Annotated in this window: 21 protein-coding genes; 11 read left to right on the top strand and 10 right to left on the bottom strand. The window is 42.6% G+C overall.

Annotated features, from left to right (window positions below):
- The first annotated feature begins 143 nt into the window (after positions 1-143).
- Positions 144-809 carry an HAD family hydrolase gene (locus tag KXQ82_RS00440; protein ID WP_219485813.1) on the top strand — a complete coding sequence of 222 codons (666 nt, stop codon included), beginning with the start codon at positions 144-146 and terminating at the stop codon, positions 807-809.
- Between the two features lie 2 nt (positions 810-811).
- Here the strand turns inward: KXQ82_RS00440 and KXQ82_RS00445 are convergent, their stop codons facing one another.
- Positions 812-1,321: a YdeI/OmpD-associated family protein gene (locus tag KXQ82_RS00445; RefSeq protein WP_219485817.1), complete on the bottom strand. Its 510-nt coding sequence runs from the start codon at positions 1,319-1,321 to the stop codon at positions 812-814.
- A 105-nt stretch (positions 1,322-1,426) separates the two neighbouring features.
- On the opposite strand from KXQ82_RS00445, the gene KXQ82_RS00450 reads away from it, so the two are divergent.
- The 3 genes from KXQ82_RS00450 to KXQ82_RS00460 all read left to right on the top strand — a co-directional run bounded on the left by KXQ82_RS00450 (position 1,427) and on the right by KXQ82_RS00460 (position 3,239).
- Entirely contained in the window at positions 1,427-1,870 is a 444-nt protein-coding gene (locus tag KXQ82_RS00450; RefSeq protein WP_219485819.1) for a nuclear transport factor 2 family protein, read from the top strand.
- Between the two features lie 165 nt (positions 1,871-2,035).
- On the top strand, positions 2,036-2,485 hold the full coding sequence (locus KXQ82_RS00455; protein WP_219485822.1) for a nuclear transport factor 2 family protein: 450 nt from the start codon (positions 2,036-2,038) through the stop codon (positions 2,483-2,485).
- 319 nt (positions 2,486-2,804) lie between these two features.
- Entirely contained in the window at positions 2,805-3,239 is a 435-nt protein-coding gene (locus tag KXQ82_RS00460; protein WP_219485825.1) for a nuclear transport factor 2 family protein, read from the top strand.
- Between the two features lie 59 nt (positions 3,240-3,298).
- On the opposite strand, the gene KXQ82_RS00465 is transcribed toward KXQ82_RS00460, so the two are convergent.
- The 7 genes from KXQ82_RS00465 to KXQ82_RS00495 all read right to left on the bottom strand — a co-directional run bounded on the left by KXQ82_RS00465 (position 3,299) and on the right by KXQ82_RS00495 (position 11,772).
- Positions 3,299-3,781, bottom strand: coding sequence for a cytidine deaminase (locus KXQ82_RS00465; protein ID WP_219485828.1), 483 nt, complete (start codon positions 3,779-3,781; stop codon positions 3,299-3,301).
- Between the two features lie 73 nt (positions 3,782-3,854).
- On the bottom strand, positions 3,855-5,744 hold the full coding sequence (locus KXQ82_RS00470; RefSeq protein ID WP_219485831.1) for a DNA topoisomerase IV subunit B: 1,890 nt from the start codon (positions 5,742-5,744) through the stop codon (positions 3,855-3,857).
- 97 nt (positions 5,745-5,841) lie between these two features.
- On the bottom strand, positions 5,842-6,441 hold the full coding sequence (locus KXQ82_RS00475; protein WP_219485832.1) for a hypothetical protein: 600 nt from the start codon (positions 6,439-6,441) through the stop codon (positions 5,842-5,844).
- 171 nt (positions 6,442-6,612) lie between these two features.
- The gene (locus KXQ82_RS00480) at positions 6,613-8,442 is read right to left on the bottom strand and encodes a glycoside hydrolase family 2 protein (protein WP_219485834.1); all 1,830 of its coding nucleotides are present in this window, start codon (positions 8,440-8,442) and stop codon (positions 6,613-6,615) included.
- Between the two features lie 72 nt (positions 8,443-8,514).
- On the bottom strand, positions 8,515-8,967 hold the full coding sequence (locus KXQ82_RS00485) for a hypothetical protein (RefSeq protein ID WP_219485844.1): 453 nt from the start codon (positions 8,965-8,967) through the stop codon (positions 8,515-8,517).
- Positions 8,968-9,036: 69 nt separating this feature from the next.
- Entirely contained in the window at positions 9,037-10,185 is a 1,149-nt protein-coding gene (locus tag KXQ82_RS00490) for an aldose epimerase family protein (RefSeq protein WP_219485848.1), read from the bottom strand.
- A 42-nt stretch (positions 10,186-10,227) separates the two neighbouring features.
- Complete coding sequence (locus tag KXQ82_RS00495) at positions 10,228-11,772, bottom strand: alpha-N-arabinofuranosidase (protein ID WP_219485850.1); 1,545 nt, start codon at positions 11,770-11,772, stop codon at positions 10,228-10,230.
- 178 nt (positions 11,773-11,950) lie between these two features.
- On the opposite strand from KXQ82_RS00495, the gene KXQ82_RS00500 reads away from it, so the two are divergent.
- Positions 11,951-12,661 carry an NUDIX hydrolase gene (locus KXQ82_RS00500; protein WP_219485852.1) on the top strand — a complete coding sequence of 237 codons (711 nt, stop codon included), beginning with the start codon at positions 11,951-11,953 and terminating at the stop codon, positions 12,659-12,661.
- A gap of 7 nt (positions 12,662-12,668) precedes the next feature.
- Here KXQ82_RS00500 and KXQ82_RS00505 read toward each other — a convergent pair whose 3' ends face one another.
- Both KXQ82_RS00505 and KXQ82_RS00510 read right to left on the bottom strand, forming a co-directional pair.
- The gene (locus KXQ82_RS00505; RefSeq protein WP_219485854.1) at positions 12,669-13,061 is read right to left on the bottom strand and encodes a type II toxin-antitoxin system VapC family toxin; all 393 of its coding nucleotides are present in this window, start codon (positions 13,059-13,061) and stop codon (positions 12,669-12,671) included.
- Positions 13,052-13,258: a hypothetical protein gene (locus KXQ82_RS00510; protein WP_219485855.1), complete on the bottom strand. Its 207-nt coding sequence runs from the start codon at positions 13,256-13,258 to the stop codon at positions 13,052-13,054. Before KXQ82_RS00510 ends, KXQ82_RS00505 begins: the two co-directional genes overlap by 10 nt.
- Before the next feature lie 222 nt (positions 13,259-13,480).
- Here KXQ82_RS00510 and KXQ82_RS00515 point away from each other — a divergent pair, with 222 nt between their 5' ends.
- The 6 genes from KXQ82_RS00515 (at position 13,481) to KXQ82_RS00540 (ending at position 22,805) form a co-directional block, all read left to right on the top strand.
- On the top strand, positions 13,481-15,157 hold the full coding sequence (locus KXQ82_RS00515; protein WP_219485857.1) for a ribulokinase: 1,677 nt from the start codon (positions 13,481-13,483) through the stop codon (positions 15,155-15,157).
- 2 nt (positions 15,158-15,159) lie between these two features.
- Positions 15,160-15,858 carry an L-ribulose-5-phosphate 4-epimerase gene (locus KXQ82_RS00520; RefSeq protein ID WP_219485859.1) on the top strand — a complete coding sequence of 233 codons (699 nt, stop codon included), beginning with the start codon at positions 15,160-15,162 and terminating at the stop codon, positions 15,856-15,858.
- An 11-nt stretch (positions 15,859-15,869) separates the two neighbouring features.
- Positions 15,870-17,219, top strand: coding sequence for a glycoside hydrolase family 27 protein (locus tag KXQ82_RS00525; RefSeq protein WP_219485861.1), 1,350 nt, complete (start codon positions 15,870-15,872; stop codon positions 17,217-17,219).
- A 142-nt stretch (positions 17,220-17,361) separates the two neighbouring features.
- Entirely contained in the window at positions 17,362-19,329 is a 1,968-nt protein-coding gene (locus KXQ82_RS00530; RefSeq protein ID WP_219485863.1) for a glycoside hydrolase family 127 protein, read from the top strand.
- 170 nt (positions 19,330-19,499) lie between these two features.
- Positions 19,500-21,005, top strand: coding sequence for an L-arabinose isomerase (araA, locus tag KXQ82_RS00535; protein WP_219485865.1), 1,506 nt, complete (start codon positions 19,500-19,502; stop codon positions 21,003-21,005).
- 228 nt (positions 21,006-21,233) lie between these two features.
- Entirely contained in the window at positions 21,234-22,805 is a 1,572-nt protein-coding gene (locus KXQ82_RS00540) for an anti-phage dCTP deaminase (protein ID WP_219485867.1), read from the top strand.
- Positions 22,806-22,887 lie beyond the last annotated feature (82 nt).

The raw sequence follows: 22,887 nt of genomic DNA on the forward strand, positions 1-22,887 counted from the left end.
ATGCCTTTGTATAAGTTAAGCCTTTCCGCGTGCTGGCGGGAGGGCTTTTTTGTGGATTAGTTTTAATAGCCGTTGATTGTCTATTCTATCTCAAAATCCACCTTTTAATTGCTCATCCGCAAAATTTTGTACTCTTTTGCGGCATGGCACTATCTTTTAAAGCTTTTATATTCGACCTGAACGGTACCATGATAAACGATATGGAATACCATACCCGTGCATGGCGCTATTTGTTGAACAATGACCTTGGCGGAAATTTTACCTGGGACGAAGTAAAACAGCAGATGTATGGCAAAAACCCCGAGGTGCTGGTCCGTATGTTTGGCCCTGATAGGTTTACGATGGATGAAATGGTGGCCCTATCTTACGAAAAGGAAAAACGTTACCAGCAGGAATACCTGCCTCAACTGGCCCTGTTACCGGGATTGAAAGAGTTTTTAGAAGCCGCTTACCAAAAGGGTATACCCATGGCCATTGGTTCGGCGGCTATTCCTTTTAATATCGATTTTGTGTTGGATAACCTGAATATACGACACTATTTTAAAGCCATAGTTAGCGCCGATGATGTGGTGCTGAGCAAACCACATCCCGAAACTTATTTGAAGGTTGCAGAGCAACTGGGCATTGCCCCCGCTGATTGTTTGGTATTTGAAGATGTACCCAAAGGCGCCGAAGCCGCGTTGAATGCCGGTATGAAATCAGTAGTACTTACTACTACCCATCATCAAGATGAGTTTGCGCAACTACCCAACGTGCTGCACTTTTCGGATGATTTTAGGGATAGCTATTTTGATGGCCTGGTAAGCTAAGCTTACCTTTGAGCTTTTAAAGCGCGCATCATTTCATTGTATCGCATGCGGCCGACCATGGCATTGGCTGTATTAACAATACGTTTATCGCGGGTTTCCCGGGTTTTGGCATCGTTTATCCATTTAACAAAGTAATCGCGGTGGCTTTTGGGTAAGCTGTTGTAAAACTCAAATGCTTCGGGGTCGGCATCAAAATACTCTTGCAGGTCGTCGGGTATCTCAACTTTATAATCCGGGTCGTGTTCAAGCGATACTTTGAGCATCGCACCTTCGCCTTTTCGTATCCCTTTACGTATATCCGCCTTGAGTGCCATAATAAAATTGCCCTCGCCCATGGGCATTAGTGCCATACCGCTTACCGGCAAAGCATCCAGCATGCCGCGTACCCTGAAAGATTTTTTATTGTTGGGCAGCAGTTGTTCGGCTATATCTAACGGTATATCAATATAGCTCCAGCCGGTTTTCTCACCCTGATCGGCAAATTTTAGTATGATGGTGTTAAACTCAACCATAAGCGAATATAACCAAACTCGAAATACATGAAGAATTGAAGTAACCAAATAAATATACGGGTGTCCCTTAAGCAGTTTAGTAATCCATAAAATTAAAACATGCTTATGAAAAATGCAGTAACCCTAACCATGGCCTTAGTAATGCTGATATTCAGCAATACACAGGCCCGCAAAGCAACTACCGATGATATGCTTACGATCAATTACGATCTCAATACGTATTTAAATGCCGTAGGGCGTGGACGGATTGAAGGCCTAAGCAAAATATTGGCTGATGACCTGAAATGTACTATTAAATACACCGGCAAAAGCTACATTGTTGGAAAGGAAGAGCTTTTGAAATACTATAAAAGTGTTGAAAACATTGCGCAGGAATGTTTGATAAACACCAGTGTAATTAATAAAACCCCCGATGTAACTATTGCGCGCATTGAAATGAAATACAGCACCTTTAAGCGCATAAACTTTGTAACTATGGTTAATTCGGAAAAGGGTTGGAAGATTACCAACATCTATTCGGATACCGTGCAAAAAGGTTACAAAGAATAAAAAGCACGAAAACCCGGTTTAAACAGAGATAGCCGTGTTTAAATGTTAAAGGGTTGTTAAAAATAAAAAAAAGTAAAAATTGTGTGTAACGTTCCCCGTGTGGTGTTGTCATATAAGCACAAATAACAAAAAACATAACGATTTTAAAATCATAAAACATTAACAATGAAAACTTTAACTACAACAATCTTAGCTTTAGTAATTGTATTAAGCTTTGGAGCTGCAAAAGCAGACGGATCAAACAACACTGTAAATAGCAACAACGCCAATGCAAAACTTTCTGTTGACTACGCGATAAACACTTATGTTAACGCGGTAACCATGGGCGATGTAAAAGATGTGAACAACATACTGGCCGATAACTTAAAATATAGCATTGAAGGCAGCAATAAAAAGATGGTTTACAACAAGGAACAAACTTACCTTGCTTTCCTGGAAGATGCTGATACCATTCAAGACTGTATTACTACAACAACAGTAAACAACCCAACTCCGGATATCGCAGTTGTAAAAGTTGAAATGCAATATGTTGATTGTATCCGTACAAATTATGTAACAATGAGCAACACCACCCAAGGCTGGAAAGTTACAAACATCTATTCTACCTTTAAATAATTAAAGGTTAGTACTATACAAAAAGAGCGCCCCGCAATTTCGGGGCGCTCTTTTTTTGAGCCAAAATCACCCCAGTGAAAAATTTATTAAAACAGGTGTTTTTGGCATGTTATACCCCGTTAATATATTTACATTTTGTTACTTGTAATTTATTATAACTAACTCACAGCCAGCTATTAATAACAATTAATTAACACAAATGTTAAATATTTGTTAAATGAAAAAAATATTTTTGTTTGGCTGTAACGTATTGTTTTTATCACCGTCATATAGACGTAAATAACAAACAACAATTATTAAATCATAAAAAATTAAGACAATGAAAACTTTAAAAGCAACTATCCTGGGATTACTTATAGTTATGACTTTTGGCGCTGCAAAAGCTAACTCAATTTACAACAACAACGATGACAAGATGAGCGTAAACTACGCCGTAAATGTTTATGTTGATGCCATCAGCCGCGGCCATGTTAAAGAATTAGCACCTTTATTGGATGATAATTTGAAATACAGCATTGAGCAAGGAAGCAAAACAGTAGTATTTAGCAAATCTGAATTTTTGGAGTCGTTAAAAGCAGATCAAAATGTTGAGCAAAACTGCCTTGTTACTACAACAGTTAACGAAAGCACTCCGGATGTTGCTATTGTAAAAGTTGATATGAAATATGCCGGCTTTACACGTACCAATTTTGTAACACTAACTAACTCAAGCAAGGGCTGGAAAGTAACCAACATTTATTCGAAATTTAAATAAGCAGCACATCTGTTTAATAAAAGGCCTCTCCCGACAGCTGTTGGGAGAGGCCTTTTTGTTTATTGCAGCCTGTCTTCAAAAAACAGGAAGGGCAAAAAGCTCTGTATACCTGTTGTTTTCCATATAGCCCCTTTTATACAATATAATAAGATCTGGATAGGCTGTTGTTGTTTTTGCTCGTACTCAGCAATTACCTGCAGGCATGAGCCACACGGCGTTGTAGGTTTGAGTAGCTCAAACTCATCTGTATGAGCTGTAACAGCCATGCTGATAACCGGATCGTTTGGATGATTAGCTCCCCATGCAAATAAAGCCGTACGTTCAGCACACAGGCCCGATGGGTAAGCCACATTCTCCTGGTTGCTTCCGTAAACTATCTTACCGCTTTTTAGCAACAGCGCGGCACCCACCCTGAATTTTGAATATGGCGAGTGCGAATTTTCCATGGCCTTAACGGCTTCTAAACATAAATTTTTATCGGCCACGCTCAATTCATCAAGGCTGGCAAAATCTTCGTAAGCTACTTTAATTTCTTTCTTCATAAAAAATGCCCCTGTTATAAAAAACAAGGGCATACAATATAAGGATAATTTTATAAAATCAAAGTTCTGAAGCCTATACTGCTACAGGCAAAGGATCGGCCATTTCAGCAATGGTGGGGTTAACGCTTTCGTCATCCTTTTCAATGCGCAGGTTGTTTACAATATGTTGCTGCCTGTCGGGTGTATTTTTACCCATAAAGTATTCCAGCAGGCTTTTGATGTTTGCATCCTTCAAAATAACGGGGTCAAGGCGGATGTCTTTTCCAATAAACAACCCAAACTCATCAGGAGAGATCTCACCTAAACCTTTAAAGCGGGTGATTTCGGGTTTGTTGCCCAGCTTCTCGATGGCATTGCGGCGTTCCTCGTCGCTGTAGCAATAAATGGTTTCTTTTTTATTACGTACACGGAACAGTGGTGTTTGCAGGATAGATACATGCCCGGCCTTCACCACATCCGGGAAAAACTGTAAAAAGAAGGTCATCAGCAGCAAACGAATGTGCATACCATCCACATCGGCATCGGTAGCTATAACGATGTTGTTGTAACGGATTCCGTCTAAACCGTCCTCAATATTGAGGGCATGTTGCAAAAGGTTAAATTCTTCGTTCTCGTACACCACTTTTTTGGTGAGGCCAAAGCAGTTAAGTGGTTTACCTTTCAGGCTGAATACGGCCTGAGTCATCACATCGCGCGATTTGGTAATAGAGCCTGATGCCGAGTCGCCCTCGGTGATGAATAATGTTGTATCCTGGCGGCGTTCGTGGGTATCATCAAAGTGTATTTTACAATCGCGCAGTTTTTTATTGTGTAGCGATGCTTTTTTGGCGCGCTCATTAGCCAGTTTTTTAATGCCCGCAATATCCTTACGTTCGCGTTCCGATTGCAGGATGCGTTTTAAAAGCGCATCGGCTGTAGCCGGATTTTTGTGCAGGTAGTTATCAAGCTCGCGCTTTAAGAAATCGTTGATAAAAGTACGTACCGTTGGGGCATCAGGGCCAATATTTTGCGAACCCAACTTGGTTTTGGTTTGCGATTCGAATACCGGTTCCTGTACTTTTATGGCTATTGCCGATACGATAGACGAGCGGATATCCGAGGCATCAAATTCCTTTTTATAAAACTCGCGGATGGTTTTTACCACTGCCTCGCGAAAGGCAGCCTGGTGTGTGCCACCTTGTGTGGTATGCTGGCCGTTTACAAAGGAGTAATACTCTTCGCCGTAATGCTGGCCGTGGGTCATGGCTATCTCAATATCTTCGCCTTTTAGGTGAATGATGGGGTAGCGTATATTTTCGGTATCGGAGTTACGCACCAGCAGATCGTACAGGCCCCGCTCCGAAAAATATTTCTGATTATTAAAGTTGATGGTAAGGCCCGAATTGAGGAATACGTAATTCCATATCATGCTCTCCACAAACTCCGGTATAAAATGGTAATGACGGAAAATGGTATCGTCGGGGTAAAAATTAATGGCGGTTCCGTTCCGTTGCGTGGTTTCTTTTTCAGGCTCATCGCGTATTAACTCGCCTTTGGCAAATTCGGCAAGTTTAGTGCGCCCATCGCGGTATGATTGTACGGTAAAGGCATTAGATAAGGCATTAACCGCCTTTGTACCCACACCATTTAAACCTACTGATTTTTGGAAGGCCTTGCTATCATACTTACCTCCGGTATTTATTTTAGATACGCAATCGATCACCTTGCCCAAGGGTATACCACGGCCATAATCGCGTACTGATACCTTTTGGTCGCTCATGTTAATATCGATGGTACGGCCGGCGCCCATCACAAACTCATCTATCGAGTTATCTACAATCTCTTTTAGAAGTACGTATATACCGTCATCATAAGCGGAGCCATCGCCCAGTTTACCAATGTACATACCGGGGCGCAGGCGGATGTGTTCTTTCCAGTCTAACGAGCGTATACTGTCATTATCATAATTTACATTCTCAGCCATAATACAAAGATAAAAGTGTTAGCCAAGCATTAATAAATAATACTCCACATTGTGTTAAAAACGCTGTTTTTTCGAGATTTAGAGAGGGGAATATGCCTTAATTGTTAAATTTAAGACAGTTTTTCAGCATATTTATTTTTTTGAAAAACTCGGGGCCCCTATCATTTCCAAAGCATGTAACCGCTATACTGCCAAAGTGATTTTTCTGAATGATCACGAGTAAAGCATATTGGTAATGTTTGGTAACCGGCGAATCGGTCAGGCTAAAAAAGTACGATTGGCCAATATCAGCATTATAAAACTGCAATACTTTAGCCGGGATGGCCCTATTGAATTTTCTGCCATCAGTTGCCATGCTGTTTACCAGGGTTGCCGCAACCTTACTATAAAGCGAGTCGGGGTTTACTTTTTCAGGCTCTTTTGCTTTTTCGTACTTTTTCCATTCTCTTTTTGTTTCGCTTACCTGGATGCGTACCTCAAAGTCACTGCCGGGTAGTTCCATCGCATACTGATAGGATGTTTTTTCGTTATTGAGGGGCAATACTTCGGCAAAGCCATCGGGAAAAGTAAAGTTAGCATTAACACCCGCCAACAGCTCTTTAAACGGCTTGTTGCTATGGCTTTCCTGCGCATGGGCAGCACATATCAAAGCCGTTAAGCAAAGCATAGTAAGTATTAATTTGTTTACCGTTTTCAAAGCCTTAATAAATAGGGTATGGTCAATTATTATATGAAGATAAATTTTTTACTATCAATTTAAGTAAAAAATCATCACAACTTTATTATTAACAGCTCAGTTATTTTTTTGAAATGGTTAGACAAGCAAGTACAATAAAAGTTTTAAGCCTTAAAAAAGATTTCAGGTAAGTTACTTCGCCGTTTTTTCATCATAGTACTTACGTAATATATAATAGGCTTTCTTTTTGTTGCCTTTATGGTCAACCAGGCCTTTGTTGTTCCAGCCTTCCTGGTAAACCGGGTTATTACGTTTGGGCGAACGGAAATCGGCCAGTATCCATGGCGATAGGCCTACAAAATTATCGGGCATGCGTTTAAACATGGCCACCTGTTCTTTGTAATACCATTCCTGGTATTCTTCGCTCCAGCGGGTTAAACTATCCGCATGGAAACCACCTAAAGTTTCGGCGCCTGTTTCGCTGATGAAGAATGGCTTATCATATTTAATTTCCCAGTTTGCGGTGCGGCAACTGTTGGGTGTGCCACCGTACCAGCCCAGGTATTCATTAAAGGAAACGATATCTACAAACTCACCCAGCGGGTCGTCAACTACATGTTTCCCTCCTGCGCCATTTACTTCGAGCGCGGCAGAAACCAGGCGGGTATTATCCAGCTCTTTTGCTTTGGTAATGAGGCTGTGCATAAAATCGGTGCGGGCAGGACTAACGGGTGTTTCGTTACCTACCGACCAAATGATGATGCTTGCGCGGTTATGGTCGCGGGTGATCATTTCATTCAACTGGCCCTTGGCTTTTTCCAATACATCAGGGTTGGTAAATTCAATGGTCCAGTACACCGGTATCTCACTCCACACCAATATGCCTAATGAATCGGCCATACGGGTCATTTTTTCATCATGCGGGTAGTGGGCTAATCGTACCATATTACAATGCAATTCTTTTGCCCAGCTCAATAGCATTGCTGCGTCTTTACTGGTATAAGCTCTGCGGCCCTCAACGGGGTTTTCGCCGTGGATACAGATACCACGCATGAATAGCGGTTTGCCATTCAATAACAATTGTTTGCCTTTGGTTTCGATGGTCCGGAAACCTATTTTCTCGGTCACCTTATCAGCCGAAGTGGTGATGACCACCTTATATAGTTTAGGATTCTCCGGCGACCATAATTGCACACCCGGCAGTTTAAAATTAACAGCGCAATTATCACCGTTAACCGGGAATGTCTTTTTCATCTTTAACTCGGGTATTTCAACCGTAGCGGTTTCGTTTGCAGCCGCGTGGTTCAATTTTATCCAGCCTTCAACTTCGGGGGCGGCATTGGTGGTTTCAGGTTTTTTAAGTTGGATCACGTAATCCTGTATCATACTGCCCGGCACTTCAACCAGGTTTACTTCGCGGGTAATACCGCCATAGTTCCACCAGTCGGTATTAAGGGTGGGCACTTCGTCTTTAAAACGTTTGTTATCAACTTTAACTACCAAATAATTGCCTTTGGCTTTGATCAGCGAATCGGCAATCTCAAAATCAAATGCGGTAAAGCCGCCTTTGTGTTGCCCCAATTTGTGGCCGTTCAGGTAAACATCGGCTTTGTAATTAACCGCGCCAAAGTGTAAAAACACCCTGTTGCCGGGTTTAGCCTTTGTAAAATCGAAACTCTTTTTATACCAAACCGTCCCTTCGTAGTAGAAAAACTTTTCGGCTTGTGAGTTCCAGTCGCCCGGAACGTTAAGGGTTTGCTTATCGCTATAACCAAACTCTTTACGGTCGCTTTTATCTTTTGGTACGTCGGTAGTCCAGTAAGCGCCACCGTCAGATGGTTTCATTTCCTTGTAGCGGTAATCGTAAAAGCCGGTTTCGTACGGGTCAACAATATATTGCCATTTGCCGTTAAGGCTGATGGTTTTACGGGCGGGGATATTGGTAATAAGCGGTGTTTGCGCTAAAGCGGATGCGCACATCGCGACAGCAAAAAACAAAGCAGGCAGCTTTATATTTTTCATAGTAAACAAGAAATTGATTTGTGATAGGTTTAATTACAAGATGTTAAAAGTACAATAAAATCAACTAAAATTTTACCGCAAGTTTAGCATTTTTTGGTACTCAGTCTCGGTATAGGATATTGGAGTAATTGTAAGGGTTAAGCTCTCGTCATCGCGTACAAGTAACAGATGTTCACTGAATTTAGAAAGAAATTTGTTTGAATTGATTGGCCTCCAATCATAATTTTTATATCCAAGTATTTCTTTAAAACTTTTTTTTAGACCTATATCTGCCCGATAAACCCACTTTCTGAGGTCGCATTTTTTGTTTTTATCAAATTTGAAAAACATCAAATAAGTATCCAATGTACTATCAGAAAATGAATATGCTAAGCTTGTATCAGTTTTGAAAATTTCAGGATTATATTTTTTAACAAGATATTTCATGTGGCTTTCTACTTTTTCCATCGTATCATATATTGCTGATTGGGCAAATACAGATTGGCAGGCATAGGTAAACAACAAAAGAAGGAGAAGCTTTTTCATCACACCAAAGTACAAAAAAAATGGCGCATCCTTTTCGGGATACGCCAGTAAAATATCAAAAGCTAAAACTTATCTAACGGTCACTTTATAAATGGTAGTGCTATGCAAAGTTTTGCCCGGCTGTAATATGGTGCTCGGGAACGTTGGTTCATTTGGCGAATCAGGGAAATGCTGTGTTTCTAAACACAAAGCGGTATGCTGTGCAATTGGTTTGCCATTGTCTAATTTCAACGTACCATCTAAAAAGTTACCAGTGTAAAATTGTATACCCGGCTCGGTGGTAATTACTTCTAACTGTAAGCCGCTGCGTGCATCATAAACAACCGCTGCCTGGTGCATGGTAGTATCTGATACTTTTAACACAAAGTTATGATCGTAGCCAACAGGTTTGCCCGGTACTTCGTTAATGTGCGCGCCAATTTTGGTTGGTGCGGTAAAATCAAATGGTGTGCCTTTAACATCTTTTAATTCGCCTGTAGGGATAAGGGCATCGCTAACAGGAGTATATTTATCGGCATTGATCTGCACTTCTTCGTCAAGGATGGTATTGGTTGGGTCGCCGCTCAGGTTAAAGTAGCTGTGGTTGGTTAAATTAACCGGGGTAGCTTTGTCTGTGGTCGCGGTATATTCCATTTTCAACTCGTCGGCATCTGTTAAGGTATATTTAACAGTTACTTTTAAGTTACCCGGGTAGCCTTCTTCACCGTCTTTGCTCAGGTAAGTTAAAGTTAAGGCCGGGATGGTATCAACAGTTGGCTCGGCAGTCCATACTACTTTATCATAACCAACATTACCGCCGTGCAAGTGGTTAGGGCCGTTATTGGTAGCAAGGGTATATTCTTTACCATCAACGGTAAATTTGCCTTTGGCAATACGGTTGCCGTAACGGCCTATTATCGCACCAAAATAAGGTACCGCAGGTGTGTATTTTTTCGCGCTGTCAAAACCTAAAACAATATTCTGACTTTTTCCACTTTTGTCTTTGGTTGTCCATGATGTTACTTTGCCGCCGTAGTTTGATATTTTTACCTCAACGCCATTTTTGTTGGTGAGGGTGTACAGGTCAACGGCCTGGTCGCCTACTTTGTCCCAGGCTTGTTTGGTGATGCCCTGTTTTGGGGCTTCGGTAGTTTGTTTATTATTGTTCATACAAGATGTAAAAATTGACCCTATGATGAACAGGGCCGATAAGTTGGTTAAAATGATTCTCTTTTTCATAATTACTGAATGGTTATTCATTTAGGTTATTGGTATATGCTGTTATTTTAGTTCTAAAACTACAACCGAGTGTGGCGGCAGATCGGCTACCAGTTCGTTGCCATCTTTTTTGGCGCCTGCAAAGCTCGCAATTTTAATGTTGCCCGGTTTATCAAAGGTATTAATATCGGTAACTTTTGCCGAGGTTAAAATCTGGCCGGTAACGCTGCTCCATGTTACACCGCTTAGCGCTGTGCGGATATTAATGCTTTTGCTGTTATCAATATTTACTAACGAGATATGCACCACTTTGTTCGAATCGATAGAGGCTGAAGCATTTAAGGCCGGTATTTTTTTATCGCCAACTACATAATCAGGCGAGGTGAATTTGATGGGCAGGTATTTGGCATCCTGGTGCACTTTGTACAGGTCGAACACATGGTAAGTTGGCGTTAGCAGCATTTTTTCTTTATCCGTAAGGATAAGCGCCTGCAATACGTTAATGGTTTGGGCAAGGTTTGCCATTTTAACACGATCGCAATGGTTGTTAAAAATGTTAAGGGTAGTGCCTGCCACCAAAGCATCGCGCATACTGTTTTGCTGGTATAAAAAGCCGGGATTGGTTCCGGGCTCAACATCTGTCCATATGCCCCATTCGTCAACTACTAAGGCCACTCTTTTATTAGGGTCATATTTATCCATAATGGCCGAGTGTTTAGCTACTATGTCATCCATTTCCCAGCAATTTTTCATGGTGTTGAAGTACTGATCTTCATCAAAGCTTGTTGCCGAGCCTTTTTTGCTCCAGTTGCCTGTTGGCAGGGTGTACCAGTGCAGGGTTAGGCCCCACATTTGGGTGCCAATCTTTTTCATACATACCTCGGTCCAGTTGTAGTCCTTCCCGTTGCTTCCGCTGGCTATGCGTTTAAGCGGTGTGCCGGGATAGTTACGCGCATAGGTGGCATAACGGCGGTAGTTATCGCTGTAAAACTCAGGTGTCATATTGCCACCGCAGCCCCAGCTTTCATTACCAACACCCCAAAAGGTAACTTTAAAAGGATCGGGGTGGCCGTTGGCTTTGCGCATATTGGTTACGGTAGTTTCTGCACCACAATTGAGGTACTCTACCCATTTGGCCATTTCTTCAACGGTTCCGCTGCCCATATTGCCGGCAATGTAGGGTTCGCATTTAAGCAGTTTACATAAATCCAAAAACTCGTGCGTGCCAAAGCTGTTGTCTTCGCTTACGCCACCCCAGTTGGTGTTTACCATTTTAGGGCGCTGATCGCGGGGGCCAATACCATCGCGCCAGTGGTACTCATCGGCAAAGCAGCCGCCGGGCCAGCGCAGGTTAGGTACTTTTATTTTTACCAGGGCATTCACAATATCCATGCGGATACGGTCGGTTTTAGGAACATTTAATTTCGGGTCAACCCAAAAACCATCATAAATACAGCGGCCAAGGTGCTCAGAAAAATGCCCGTAAATGTGTTTGCTGATGGTGAGTTTAGCGTCATCGGCAGTGATAGCCAATGTTGCCGATGATTGGCTGTAGCCTTTAAAAAACAAGAATAACAGTAAGATTGACAGTTTTAATGGTGATCTCATACGTTTTTAAATGGTGTGATAGGTAATACGGTTGGTAAGCCGTTTAAAAAACTAAAGATATAAATATTTTACATTAGGTGTCTGTTATACAATTATTTTATTCGTGTTTCAAATATATTTTAAGGCATTATTAAATGTCTATTAATTTACTAATTTTAGCTTTTGATTATAAATAACAATGACCAAGTACGCCCAGCAAGCATCTATCCTTATCGCAGTTGATTGTATAATTTTTGGCTTTGATGGCGATAAATTAAAATTACTGCTTATACAGCGTGGTATTGAGCCCGAAATGCACAAATGGAGCTTAATGGGGGGCTTTGTGCAGCACAATGAAAGCCTTACAGACGCGGCAGACCATATCCTGAAAAAGCTAACCGGTTTAGAGGGCGTTTACATGGAACAGTTGCAGGCATTTGGTGAGGTTTACCGTGATCCGGGCGACCGTATTATTAGTATAGCTTATTTCGCACTGATAGATATTCATAAATACGAAACGCAGCTAAGCCACGAGTACCATGCCGAATGGTTTGAGTTGGACCAGGTACCCCAGCTGATATTTGACCATAATGATATGGTAGAAATGGCGCGTAAAAAATTACGCTATAAAGCTGCACTGCACCCTATATTGTTTGAATTACTTCCCGAAAAATTTACCATACCGCAATTGCAAAGCCTGTACGAAGGTATTTACGACAGTGTTTTTGATAAACGTAACTTTAGCCGTAAAATCCTTTCTACCGGATTACTTATCAAGCAAAAAGATAAGGATAAGCTCAACTCAAAAAAAGGAGCGTTTTATTATATGCTGGATATTGGTAAGTATAATGAAAACTTCCACGCTTTCCTGAACTTAATTCCTAATCCTGATCATTTACAGTTTGTGTAATGGGTTGTTATTCTTCCCAGGGGTTGATCAACTTCAGGGTTTCAATAGCTTGAAAATCTTTGATGTTGCGGGTAAGCAGTGTTAGATCATAAACCAAAGCAGAAGCCGCTATTATTGCATCAGGTAGTTTGATCTTGTGGGCTTTTCTAATTTCGACAGTTTTAGTTTTTATCGCAGCATCCAGGTCAAGTATCATACTGCTCTCAATAAAGTTCCGAATAACTACGATGTTTTCCTCTGTCGAATTTTTCCAGCATAAAAGTTCAATCTCGGTCATTGCCGAAATAAAAGGGGGATCATTCTTTACCAAATCATCGATAAAAAGTTCAGCATTTTCAGGAAGTTGCTGTTGCAAGTAATATATCGCAATATTAGTATCCCAGATATATCTTACTCCCATGCGTCGCGCAACTCTTTCAATTGCCTGTCTATTTCCTCAAGTGGCTGTTTGGTCATTTTTCCTTTTAACATAGCAATTGGAGTTTTCTTTAACAACTGATCATCCTCTTTATGCAATTTTATCAAATGCATCGACTCCAAATTTTCCAAGAGCTTAATAGCTTCGTCGTTGATGATATCTACAGTTACAGTTTGCATAACATGATATGTATATATACAAATATAACACTTAAAACCAGTTTTTATTCTATCGTGTTGTAATATTATCAATTCAAATATTATCACTTATATTTATCTCGAAAACCAAGATAAACCAATGCCAAAATCCTACAATAATTGCACAAACTGATATAGTAAATAATTGACCTAAAATTTTAAAATATCGAAAATTAAGTGTTAATTCGACACGATTAACCAGTTATGAATAAAGATACCTTTGTTATTGGCGTAGATTACGGTAGTGATTCTGTACGCTCAGTTTTAGTTGATGCCAAAAATGGCCGCGAATTAGCTTCGTCTGTGTTTTACTATCCGCGCTGGCAGCAGGGCCTGTTTTGCGATGCACCGCAAAACCAGTTCAGGCAGCACCCTTTAGATTATGTTGAAGGGTTAGAGCAAACCATAAAAGATTGTTTGGCCAAAGCAGGCGGCAACGCGGCATCTGCAGTAAAAGCCATATCGGTTGACACCACAGGCTCAACACCCGTAGCAGTTGATGAAACAGGAACCCCATTGGCATTGCTACCCGGTTTTGAGAACAACCCGCACGCCATGTTTGTGCTGTGGAAAGACCATACCGGTATAAAAGAAGCTGCCGAAATAAACGAGCACGCTACAAAATTTGATACCAATTACCTGCAATACGTAGGTGGCATATATTCATCCGAATGGTTTTGGGCCAAGCTGCTGCGTACCCTGCGTGCTGATGAAGCTGTACGGAACGCCATGCACAGCTGGGTGGAGCATTGCGACTGGATACCGTTTTTACTGACAGGCGGCAAAGATGTTTCGCAAATTATGCGTGGCCGTTGCTCTGCAGGGCATAAGGCTTTATGGTCGGCAGAGTTTGGTGGCTTACCACCGGATGAGTTTTTCTCATCGTTAGATCCGTTGCTGAAAGGCATTACTTCAAAATTATTTAAAGATACCTATACCTCCGATGTTTCGGCAGGTAACCTGAGTGCCGAGTGGGCAAGCCGTTTGGGCCTCTCAACAGATGTGGTTGTTGGTGTGGGCGCTTTTGATGCGCACATGGGCGCCGTTGGCGGGCAGATAGAGGCTTATCACCTGAGCAAGGTAATGGGTACCTCAACCTGCGATATTTTGGTGGCACCAACGCAAGACCTGGAAGGCAAGCTGATAAAAGGCATTTGCGGCCAGGTTGATGGCTCGGTCATTCCCGGTATGTTGGGTATGGAGGCCGGACAATCGGCCTTTGGCGATACTTATGCATGGTTCCGTAACCTGTTGGCATGGCCACTGCAAAACCTGTTATCACAATCAAAATTAATAGACGCGCAAACCGCGGGCGCTTTGCGTGATGAACTTAGCGGTAAAATTATAGCCGAGTTAAGCAAACAAGCCGCTTTATTACCAATAGATGAAAATGAACTGGCCGTTGATTGGTTCAACGGTCGCCGCACACCCGATGCCAACCAGGAACTGAAAGGCGCTATTACAGGTTTAGGTTTGGGTAGCGACGCGCCACGTGTATTTAAAGCTTTGGCCGAAGCTACCTGCTTTGGTGCTAAGAAAATAGTTGACCGTTTTATCAGCGAAGGTGTTCCCGTTAAGGGTATCATCGGCGTGGGTGGTGTAGCCCGCAAATCGCCATACATTATGCAAATGATGGCCGATGTATTGGGTATGCCTATACGCATCCACAGCCAGGAGCAAACCTGCGCCATGGGCGCGGCCATGTTCGCGGCAACGGTAGCGGGTATTTACCCTAACGTTGAAGAAGCCATGAAAGCCATGGGTGCCGGCTTTGATATGGAGTATTATCCCGAAAAGGCAAACCAGGAGATTTATAAACTACGCGCACAGCAATACACACAACTGGGCAATTTTATTGAACAACAAACAGCGAACAAATAATAATGAGCAAATACCAGCATATACAGGAAGAAGCATACGCGGCAAACATGGAGTTGCCCGAGTTAAAATTGGTGATATTTACCTTCGGTAATGTAAGCGCGGTTGACCGCTCACTGGGCGTATTTGCCATTAAACCAAGCGGTGTAGCTTATGAGGACCTGAGTCCTGAAAAAATGGTGATCGTTGATTTTGATGGCAATACAGTTGAAGGTAAGCTTCGCCCGTCATCAGATACCAAAACCCACGCGGTTTTATACAAACATTGGGATAGCATTGGCGGTATTGTGCATACACACTCCACCTATGCTACGGCATGGGCGCAATCGCAGCGCGATATCCCGATCTTCGGCACCACGCATGCCGATTACAATACTGTAAACATCCCCTGTGCGCCGCCCATGAGCGACGAGATGATAAAAGGCGATTACGAGTATCAAACCGGTTTCCAGATCATGAATTGCCTGCAGGAAAAAGGCATGAGCTATAAAGAGGTAGAAATGGTATTGGTGGGCAACCACGCGCCGTTTACATGGGGCAAAAACGCGCACAAGGCTGTACACAACAGTGCGGTGTTAGAAGCTATAGCTCAAATGGCATTGCTTACCGAACAAATAAATCCGAACGCACCACGTTTAAAGGATGCGTTGATCAACAAGCATTACGAACGCAAACACGGCGAAGGCAGCTATTACGGACAATAATTTTAACCAAAATGAAACTAACCGGCTTACTATCGGCATTTGTATTAACTGCCTGCATCGCATCGGCGCAGCCCAAAAAAGTACCCTTTCATGATTGGGCGCCAACACCACCCATGGGTTGGAACAGTTGGGATTGCTTTGGCCCCAATGTGGTTGAAGCTGAGGTAAAAGCCAATGCCGATTATATGGCCAAAAACCTAAAATCGGCAGGTTGGGAGTATATTGTTGTGGATATTCGCTGGTATGTAGGTAACGATAAAGCGCATGGCTATAACGAAACCAACCCCGATTATGTATTGGATGAGTTTGGCCGTTTCCAGCCATCGGTAATTAAATTTCCTTCGGCAGCGGGGGGTAAAGGGTTTAAACCTTTGGCCGATTATATCCATAAAAAAGGATTGAAATTTGGTATCCATATTATGCGTGGTGTGCCTGTTGAAGCAGTTAAGCGTAACCTGCCAATTTTCGGGAGTATTTATACCACCAAGGATATTGCCAACCCGGCCGACCAATGCAAATGGCTGCATGATATGTATGGCACCATTCCAGGCAAGGAAGGCTCGCAGGATTATTATGACTCGTTGTTTAAAATGTATGCCGAGTGGGGTTTGGATTTTGTTAAGGTTGACGACCTGTCGCGCCCTTATCATGGTGCCGAGGTGATGATGATACGTAAGGCCATTGACCGCTGCGGCCGAAAGATTGTGCTGAGCACTTCGCCGGGCGAAACCCCTTTGAACGCTGCCGCAGATGTACAGAAGAATGCAAACATGTGGCGCACCGTTGATGATTTTTGGGATAACTGGAAAATGCTGAAAGAGCATTTTGATGTGTTTGAACGCTGGAACAATTTTAGGATCGCAGGCGGTTTCCCGGATGGCGATATGCTGCCTTTGGGTAAGATAGGCATCCGCGCTGAGCGTGGTAACCCACGTATGACGGCTTTTACCAAAGATGAGCAATATACGCTGATGACGTTGTGGACCATCTTCCGCTCGCCGTTGATGTTTGGTGGTAACCTGCCTGATAATGATGAGTTTACGCTGTCGCTTTTGAATAATAAAGAAGTATTGGAAGTATTAAAGAACAGTACTGAAAACAAACAGATATATCGTAATGATGATAAGGTGATCTGGATAGCTGATGACCCTAAATCGGGCGATAAGTTTGTTGCCGTATTTAATTCGGGCGATGCTGCTGATCCCGTAAAGGTAAGTGTTAACTTAACCGGGCTTGGTTTTACGGGCGCTGCCAAAGTGCGCGACCTATGGACAAAAAAAGATGTAGGAACTTTTAACGGAGTGTTTGAGCCGATGGTGAATAAGCATGGAGCAGGTTTGTATAGAATTTCGGCTAAGTAATTTTTAATTCCCCTCTTGAGAGGGGGTGCGGCGGGTAATAGCGGTGGCAGGGGTGTGTTGTTGAAGCGAGGTGTTTAAAAAGGACACACCCCTCACCCCTCTCAAGAGGGGAGCCCAGCATAGAATAGTTAAATAGAACAATATGAAGAAGCGGTTATTTTTGGCAGTACTAATGATGGGTGCGATGACAAGTTTCGCGCAGCAAAAAGATTACGCCATAAAATCGGTGGATTTTACCAAGGTACAGCTTAACGATAAATTCTGGCTGCCACGGATTGAAACCAACCGGACTGTAACTATACCCGCCAGCTTTGCGCGATGCCAGAGTACAAACCGCATCCAAAACTTTGTGAACGCGGCCAACAAGACGGGCAAGTTTTTAACCACCTTCCCGTTTGATGATACGGATATTTATAAAACCATTGAGGGCGCTTCGTTTTCCTTAGCGGTGCACCCGGATGCCAAGCTGGATAAGTTTGTCGATTCGTTGGTCACCATTGTCGCTGCCGCACAGGAGCCTGATGGTTACCTGTACACCGCGCGTACCATTAACCCGGCTGCGCCGCATTCATGGTCGGGTAAAAACCGTTGGGAAAAAGAACGTGAATTAAGCCACGAACTGTATAACTCGGGGCATTTATACGAGGCCGCATCGGCGCATTACCTGGCTACAAAAAAGAAGAACTTTTTGAACATCGCATTGAAAAATGCAGATTTGGTTTGCTCGGTATTTGGTCCGGGAAAGCTGGCCGTTGCCCCGGGGCACGAGATCGTTGAAATGGGCCTCGTGAAGCTCTATCGCATCACCGGCAAAAAGGAATACCTGGCCACAGCTAAATTTTTTATAGACCAGCGCGGCCATTACGATAAGTACAACAAAGCCAGTAAAGACGAGTGGAAGAACGGCCAGTACTGGCAGGATGATAAACCTGTAACCGAGCAGGACGAAGCCGAAGGCCACGCCGTGCGTGCGGGATATCTATATTCGGCTATGGCCGATGTGGCTGCATTGACGCATGATGAAGCGCTGATAAAAGCTGTGGACAGGATCTGGGATAACATGGTTTCTAAAAAAATGTATGTGCAGGGCAGCGTAGGCGCCATTGGCAGCGGAGAGCGTTACGGTGATAATTACCAACTGCCCAACGCTACTGCTTATAACGAAACCTGCGCTGCTGTAGCCAACGTGTACTGGAACCAACGCATGTTTATGCTGCACGGCAATTCGAAATATATTGATGTGCTGGAAAAGGTACTTTACAACGGTTTAATATCCGGCGAAGGCCTGGATGGTAAATCGTTCTTTTATACCAACGCCATGCAGATAACAAACGGCGTTACAGCCGGTGCCTTCAACAGCTTTAATACCAAAGGAATAGAAACTACCCGTTCGGGATGGTTTGAGTGCTCTTGCTGCCCTACTAACCTGGTGCGGCTGGTGCCATCTATCCCCGGTTATATTTATGCTGAAAAGGGCAATAGTTTGTATGTTAACTTGTTCATCAGCGGTAACGCAAACCTAACGGTAGCCAACAAAGCGGTAGAGGTGATACAGCAAAATAATTACCCATGGGATGGTGGTTTGAAATTCAATATCAATCCTAAAACTTCTACTACCTTTGATTTACTGATACGGATACCGGGCTGGGTGCGGGGTGAGGCTATACCATCCGATCTGTATAATTTTGAGGATAAATCGGCAGCAGCGGTTACCATTAAAGTAAATGGCAAGGCGATTACTTATAAAACGCAAAATGGTTACGCGCTGATTAGCCGCAACTGGAAAAAAGGCGATGTGGTTGATGTAGAACTGCCTATGGCGGTAAAACGCGTTACCGCGAATGTGAATCTGAAAGAAGACCAACAGAAAATTGCTTTGCAACGCGGCCCGCTGATGTATTGCGCCGAGTGGCCTGATAATAATGGCCATACCAGTAATATTACCATTGGTAACGATATACAGTTTGTGCCACAATATAAACCTGAATTATTGAATGGCGTGACGATATTAAAAAGTACCAACGAGAATAAAACCATAGTTGCCATACCTTACTATGCCTGGGCAAACCGTGGCGCGGGCGAGATGCAGGTGTGGTTTCCGGTGAAGTAAGGTTTTAGTTCCCCTCTTGAGAGGGGGCGTGATGGAATAGAGCGGTGGTAGGGGTGTGTTATTGAAGCGAGGCGCAAAAAGGACACACCCCTCGCCCCTCTCAAGAGGGGATCCCGGCTCACAAAGCCATTAATGATTTAAATAGTAAATATTAACACATACATAAAACAATGATCGATCTGAAAGAATACGAGGTGTGGTTTGTTACCGGCAGCCAGGACCTTTATGGGGAAGAGACACTTAAACAAGTTGCGGCGCACTCACAAGAGATAGCCAAGTCTTTTGATAACACGGCCCAGATACCCGTGCGTGTGGTATACAAGCCAACCGTAAAATCTCCGGAGGAAATTTATAACGTTTGTCGTGATGCCAACAGCAGTAAAAACTGTATAGGTATTGTTGCCTGGATGCATACCTTCTCGCCAGCTAAAATGTGGATAGGCGGGTTGAAAATATTGCACAAACCATTGCTGCACCTGCACACGCAGTTTAACCGGGATATCCCTTGGGACAGCATTGATATGGACTTTATGAACCTGAACCAAAGCGCCCATGGCGACCGCGAGTTTGGCTTCATCATGAGCCGCATGCGCATCAACCGCAAGGTAGTTGTTGGCCACTGGCAGGACGAAGAGGTGCTGAGCCAAATTGGCAGCTGGACCCGTGTTGCCGCAGGCTGGGCCGACTGGCAAGGCGCGCGCTTTGTTCGCTTTGGCGATAATATGCGTTATGTTGCCGTTACCGATGGTGATAAGGTAGAAGCCGAAATGCGCTTTGGCTACTCGGTAAACACACACGGTATTGGCGATTTGGTACAGGTGATCAACGCTATCAGCGATGCTGAAATTGATGCGCTTACTGCTGAATACGAAGCTACCTACGCCGTTGTTGATTCGCTGCGTAAAGGTGGCGCGCAATATAATTCGTTGCGCGAGGCTGCTAAAATAGAGCTGGGTATGACCGCTTTTTTAAAAGACGGCAACTATAAAGGCTATACCGATACTTTTGAGGACCTGCATGGCATGGCACAATTGCCGGGTATCCCTTCTCAAAGGTTAATGGGCAAAGGTTACGGCTTTGGCGGCGAGGGCGACTGGAAAACTGCCGCTCTGGTACGCGCTATGAAGGTGATGGGCAGCGGCCTTAAAGGCGGTAACAGCTTTATGGAAGATTATACTTACCACTTCAATCCATCAAATCCATTAGTATTAGGCTCGCACATGCTGGAGATATGCGAATCGATAGCTTTGGGCAAACCTAACTGCGAGATACACCCCTTGGGCATTGGCGGCAAAGCCGACCCTGTGCGTTTGGTGTTTAACGTTGGCGGTGGTGCCGCGCTTAACGCATCTATTGTAGATATGGGCAACCGTTTCCGCCTGCTGGTGAACGAGGTTGAGGCCGTAGCGCCTAAAGAGGCCCTGCCTAAGCTACCTGTAGCCCGCGTACTATGGAAACCATACCCTGATATGAAAACCGGCTGCGCAGCCTGGATATTAGCCGGTGGCGCACACCATACCTGCTACAGCCAAAACCTGTCATCAGAGCAATTAAGCGATTTCGCTGAAATGGCCGGAATTGAGTTTGTGCTGATAGGCAAGGATACCAACATCCCGCAATTTAAAAATGAGTTGCGCTGGAGTGAGGCTTATTATCAGACGCATAAGCAATACTAAGCGATACGCTTTTTGATATTGAAAGCCCCTGAGTGATCGGGGGCTTTTTTTTGTTTTGGGTGGGACACACGCGGCACGCGTGCGCCAGCAAAGGGGAGGCAACGCAAGCAGAATGTTTGGTCGATTTTAGCGAATTTGTAACCTTAAATTGGTACAACTAATATTACATGAATTGTAAATGTGAATTTATATATCTACTATTACACATATATTTTAATATTTCATAATATGAATGAAGCAGCAGTTCAATTGAAGTTATCAACTTCGTACCAAAGTGGTGATGAAGAAACATACAAGGAAATTAAAGAGTTATTAAAGGATACGCATTCAGAAGAATTAATAATAACGCTGTGTGGGTTTATAGGGACAGATATTCATGGGGTATCTAAAAAGCTAAAACTTATTCTTGAAAACGTTTTTAGCTATGAAGTTGAAATTATTAATTTGAGTACATATATTAAAAAACATTCAAAAGAAGCCAAGGATTTAAATCGGGAAGGGGTTACTTATTATGAATATATAAAAAAACTCATTGATGGCGGGAATGAATTGAGGCTATCTCATAGATCAAGCATATTGGCAGAATTGTGTATTCAAAAAATAGCATTTGATAGACATAAAAATAGAGATGATAAAAAAGAGTCAGCTTTTAAGACTAGACGCAAATGCTATATTATTGATTCAATTAAAAACCTCGATGAGTTAGAGTTATTTAGAATAGTTTATAGAGATATTCACTATTCAATTGGAATATTCTCCCCGATTCATATAAGAAAAAGGCATCTTGCAGATTTAGAACAAATGAAGGAATCTGATATTGATAAATTAATAGACCGTGATTCTGGTGAAGAAATCTCTCATGGACAAAAAGTAAGAGATACCTTTATTCAGTCGGATTTTTTTTTAAGATTGGATACTTTCGTTGGTGATGCAATAGAGAAAAGGTTAGAAAGATATCTGCATTTAATTTTTGGCTCTAAAGTGGTTACACCGACACCGGATGAAACAGCAATGTATCAAGCATCATGCGCTGCCGGTAATTCCGCTTGTTTATCTAGACAGGTTGGTGCTGCCTTAACTGATAAATTAGGTGAGATATTGTCAGTCGGTTGGAACGATGTTCCTAAATTTAAAGGAGGACTGTACCAAACGGATAATCATGACCCTTTGGGCGAAAGCGATTCTAGATGCTTTAATGTTGGAAGAGGGTGTTGGAATGATCAAGAAAAAAATATAATTGCTACTGAGTTGGTAGATATTTTAATGAAATCACAACTTATTCAAGAAGCGCAAAGAGTCGATTTTTTAAAAGCGATAAAGAAATCAAAAATAAAAGGGTTAGTAGAGTTTTCTAGAGCAATACATGCCGAAATGCATGCAATTATTACTGGCTCTCAAATTGCTGGTGAAAAAGTGAGAGGAGGTAGTTTATATATTACTACTTACCCCTGTCACAATTGCGCTAGACATATTATAGTTGCCGGGATTGAAAAAGTTTATTATATTGAGCCGTATAGAAAAAGTCTTACAACCAAATTGCATTTTGATGCGATAACAGAAAATGAGCAAGAGAAAGACAAGGTTCTAATATTAATGTATGATGGTGTTGCTCCTACAAGATTTATGGAATTGTTTAAAATGACACCAAATTCGCGAAAGAGTAATAATGGAGATGGAAGACCTATTGATTATGATTTCAAAAAAGCTAAGCCAAAATCCACACTTTCACTTGAAGCTATTCCTGTTTTAGAATTTAAAATAGCTGAAGAACTTAAAAAGGAAGGTTTGGAAATTCAATAAGGAAATATATTTTTGTATTGTTATGTTAGATAATCTTCAGAAAGCATCATTTATTAACAAACATAATTATCAACTGGATCTT

This window comes from Mucilaginibacter rivuli (genome assembly GCF_019391655.1).
GTDB lineage: Bacteria > Bacteroidota > Bacteroidia > Sphingobacteriales > Sphingobacteriaceae > Mucilaginibacter > Mucilaginibacter rivuli.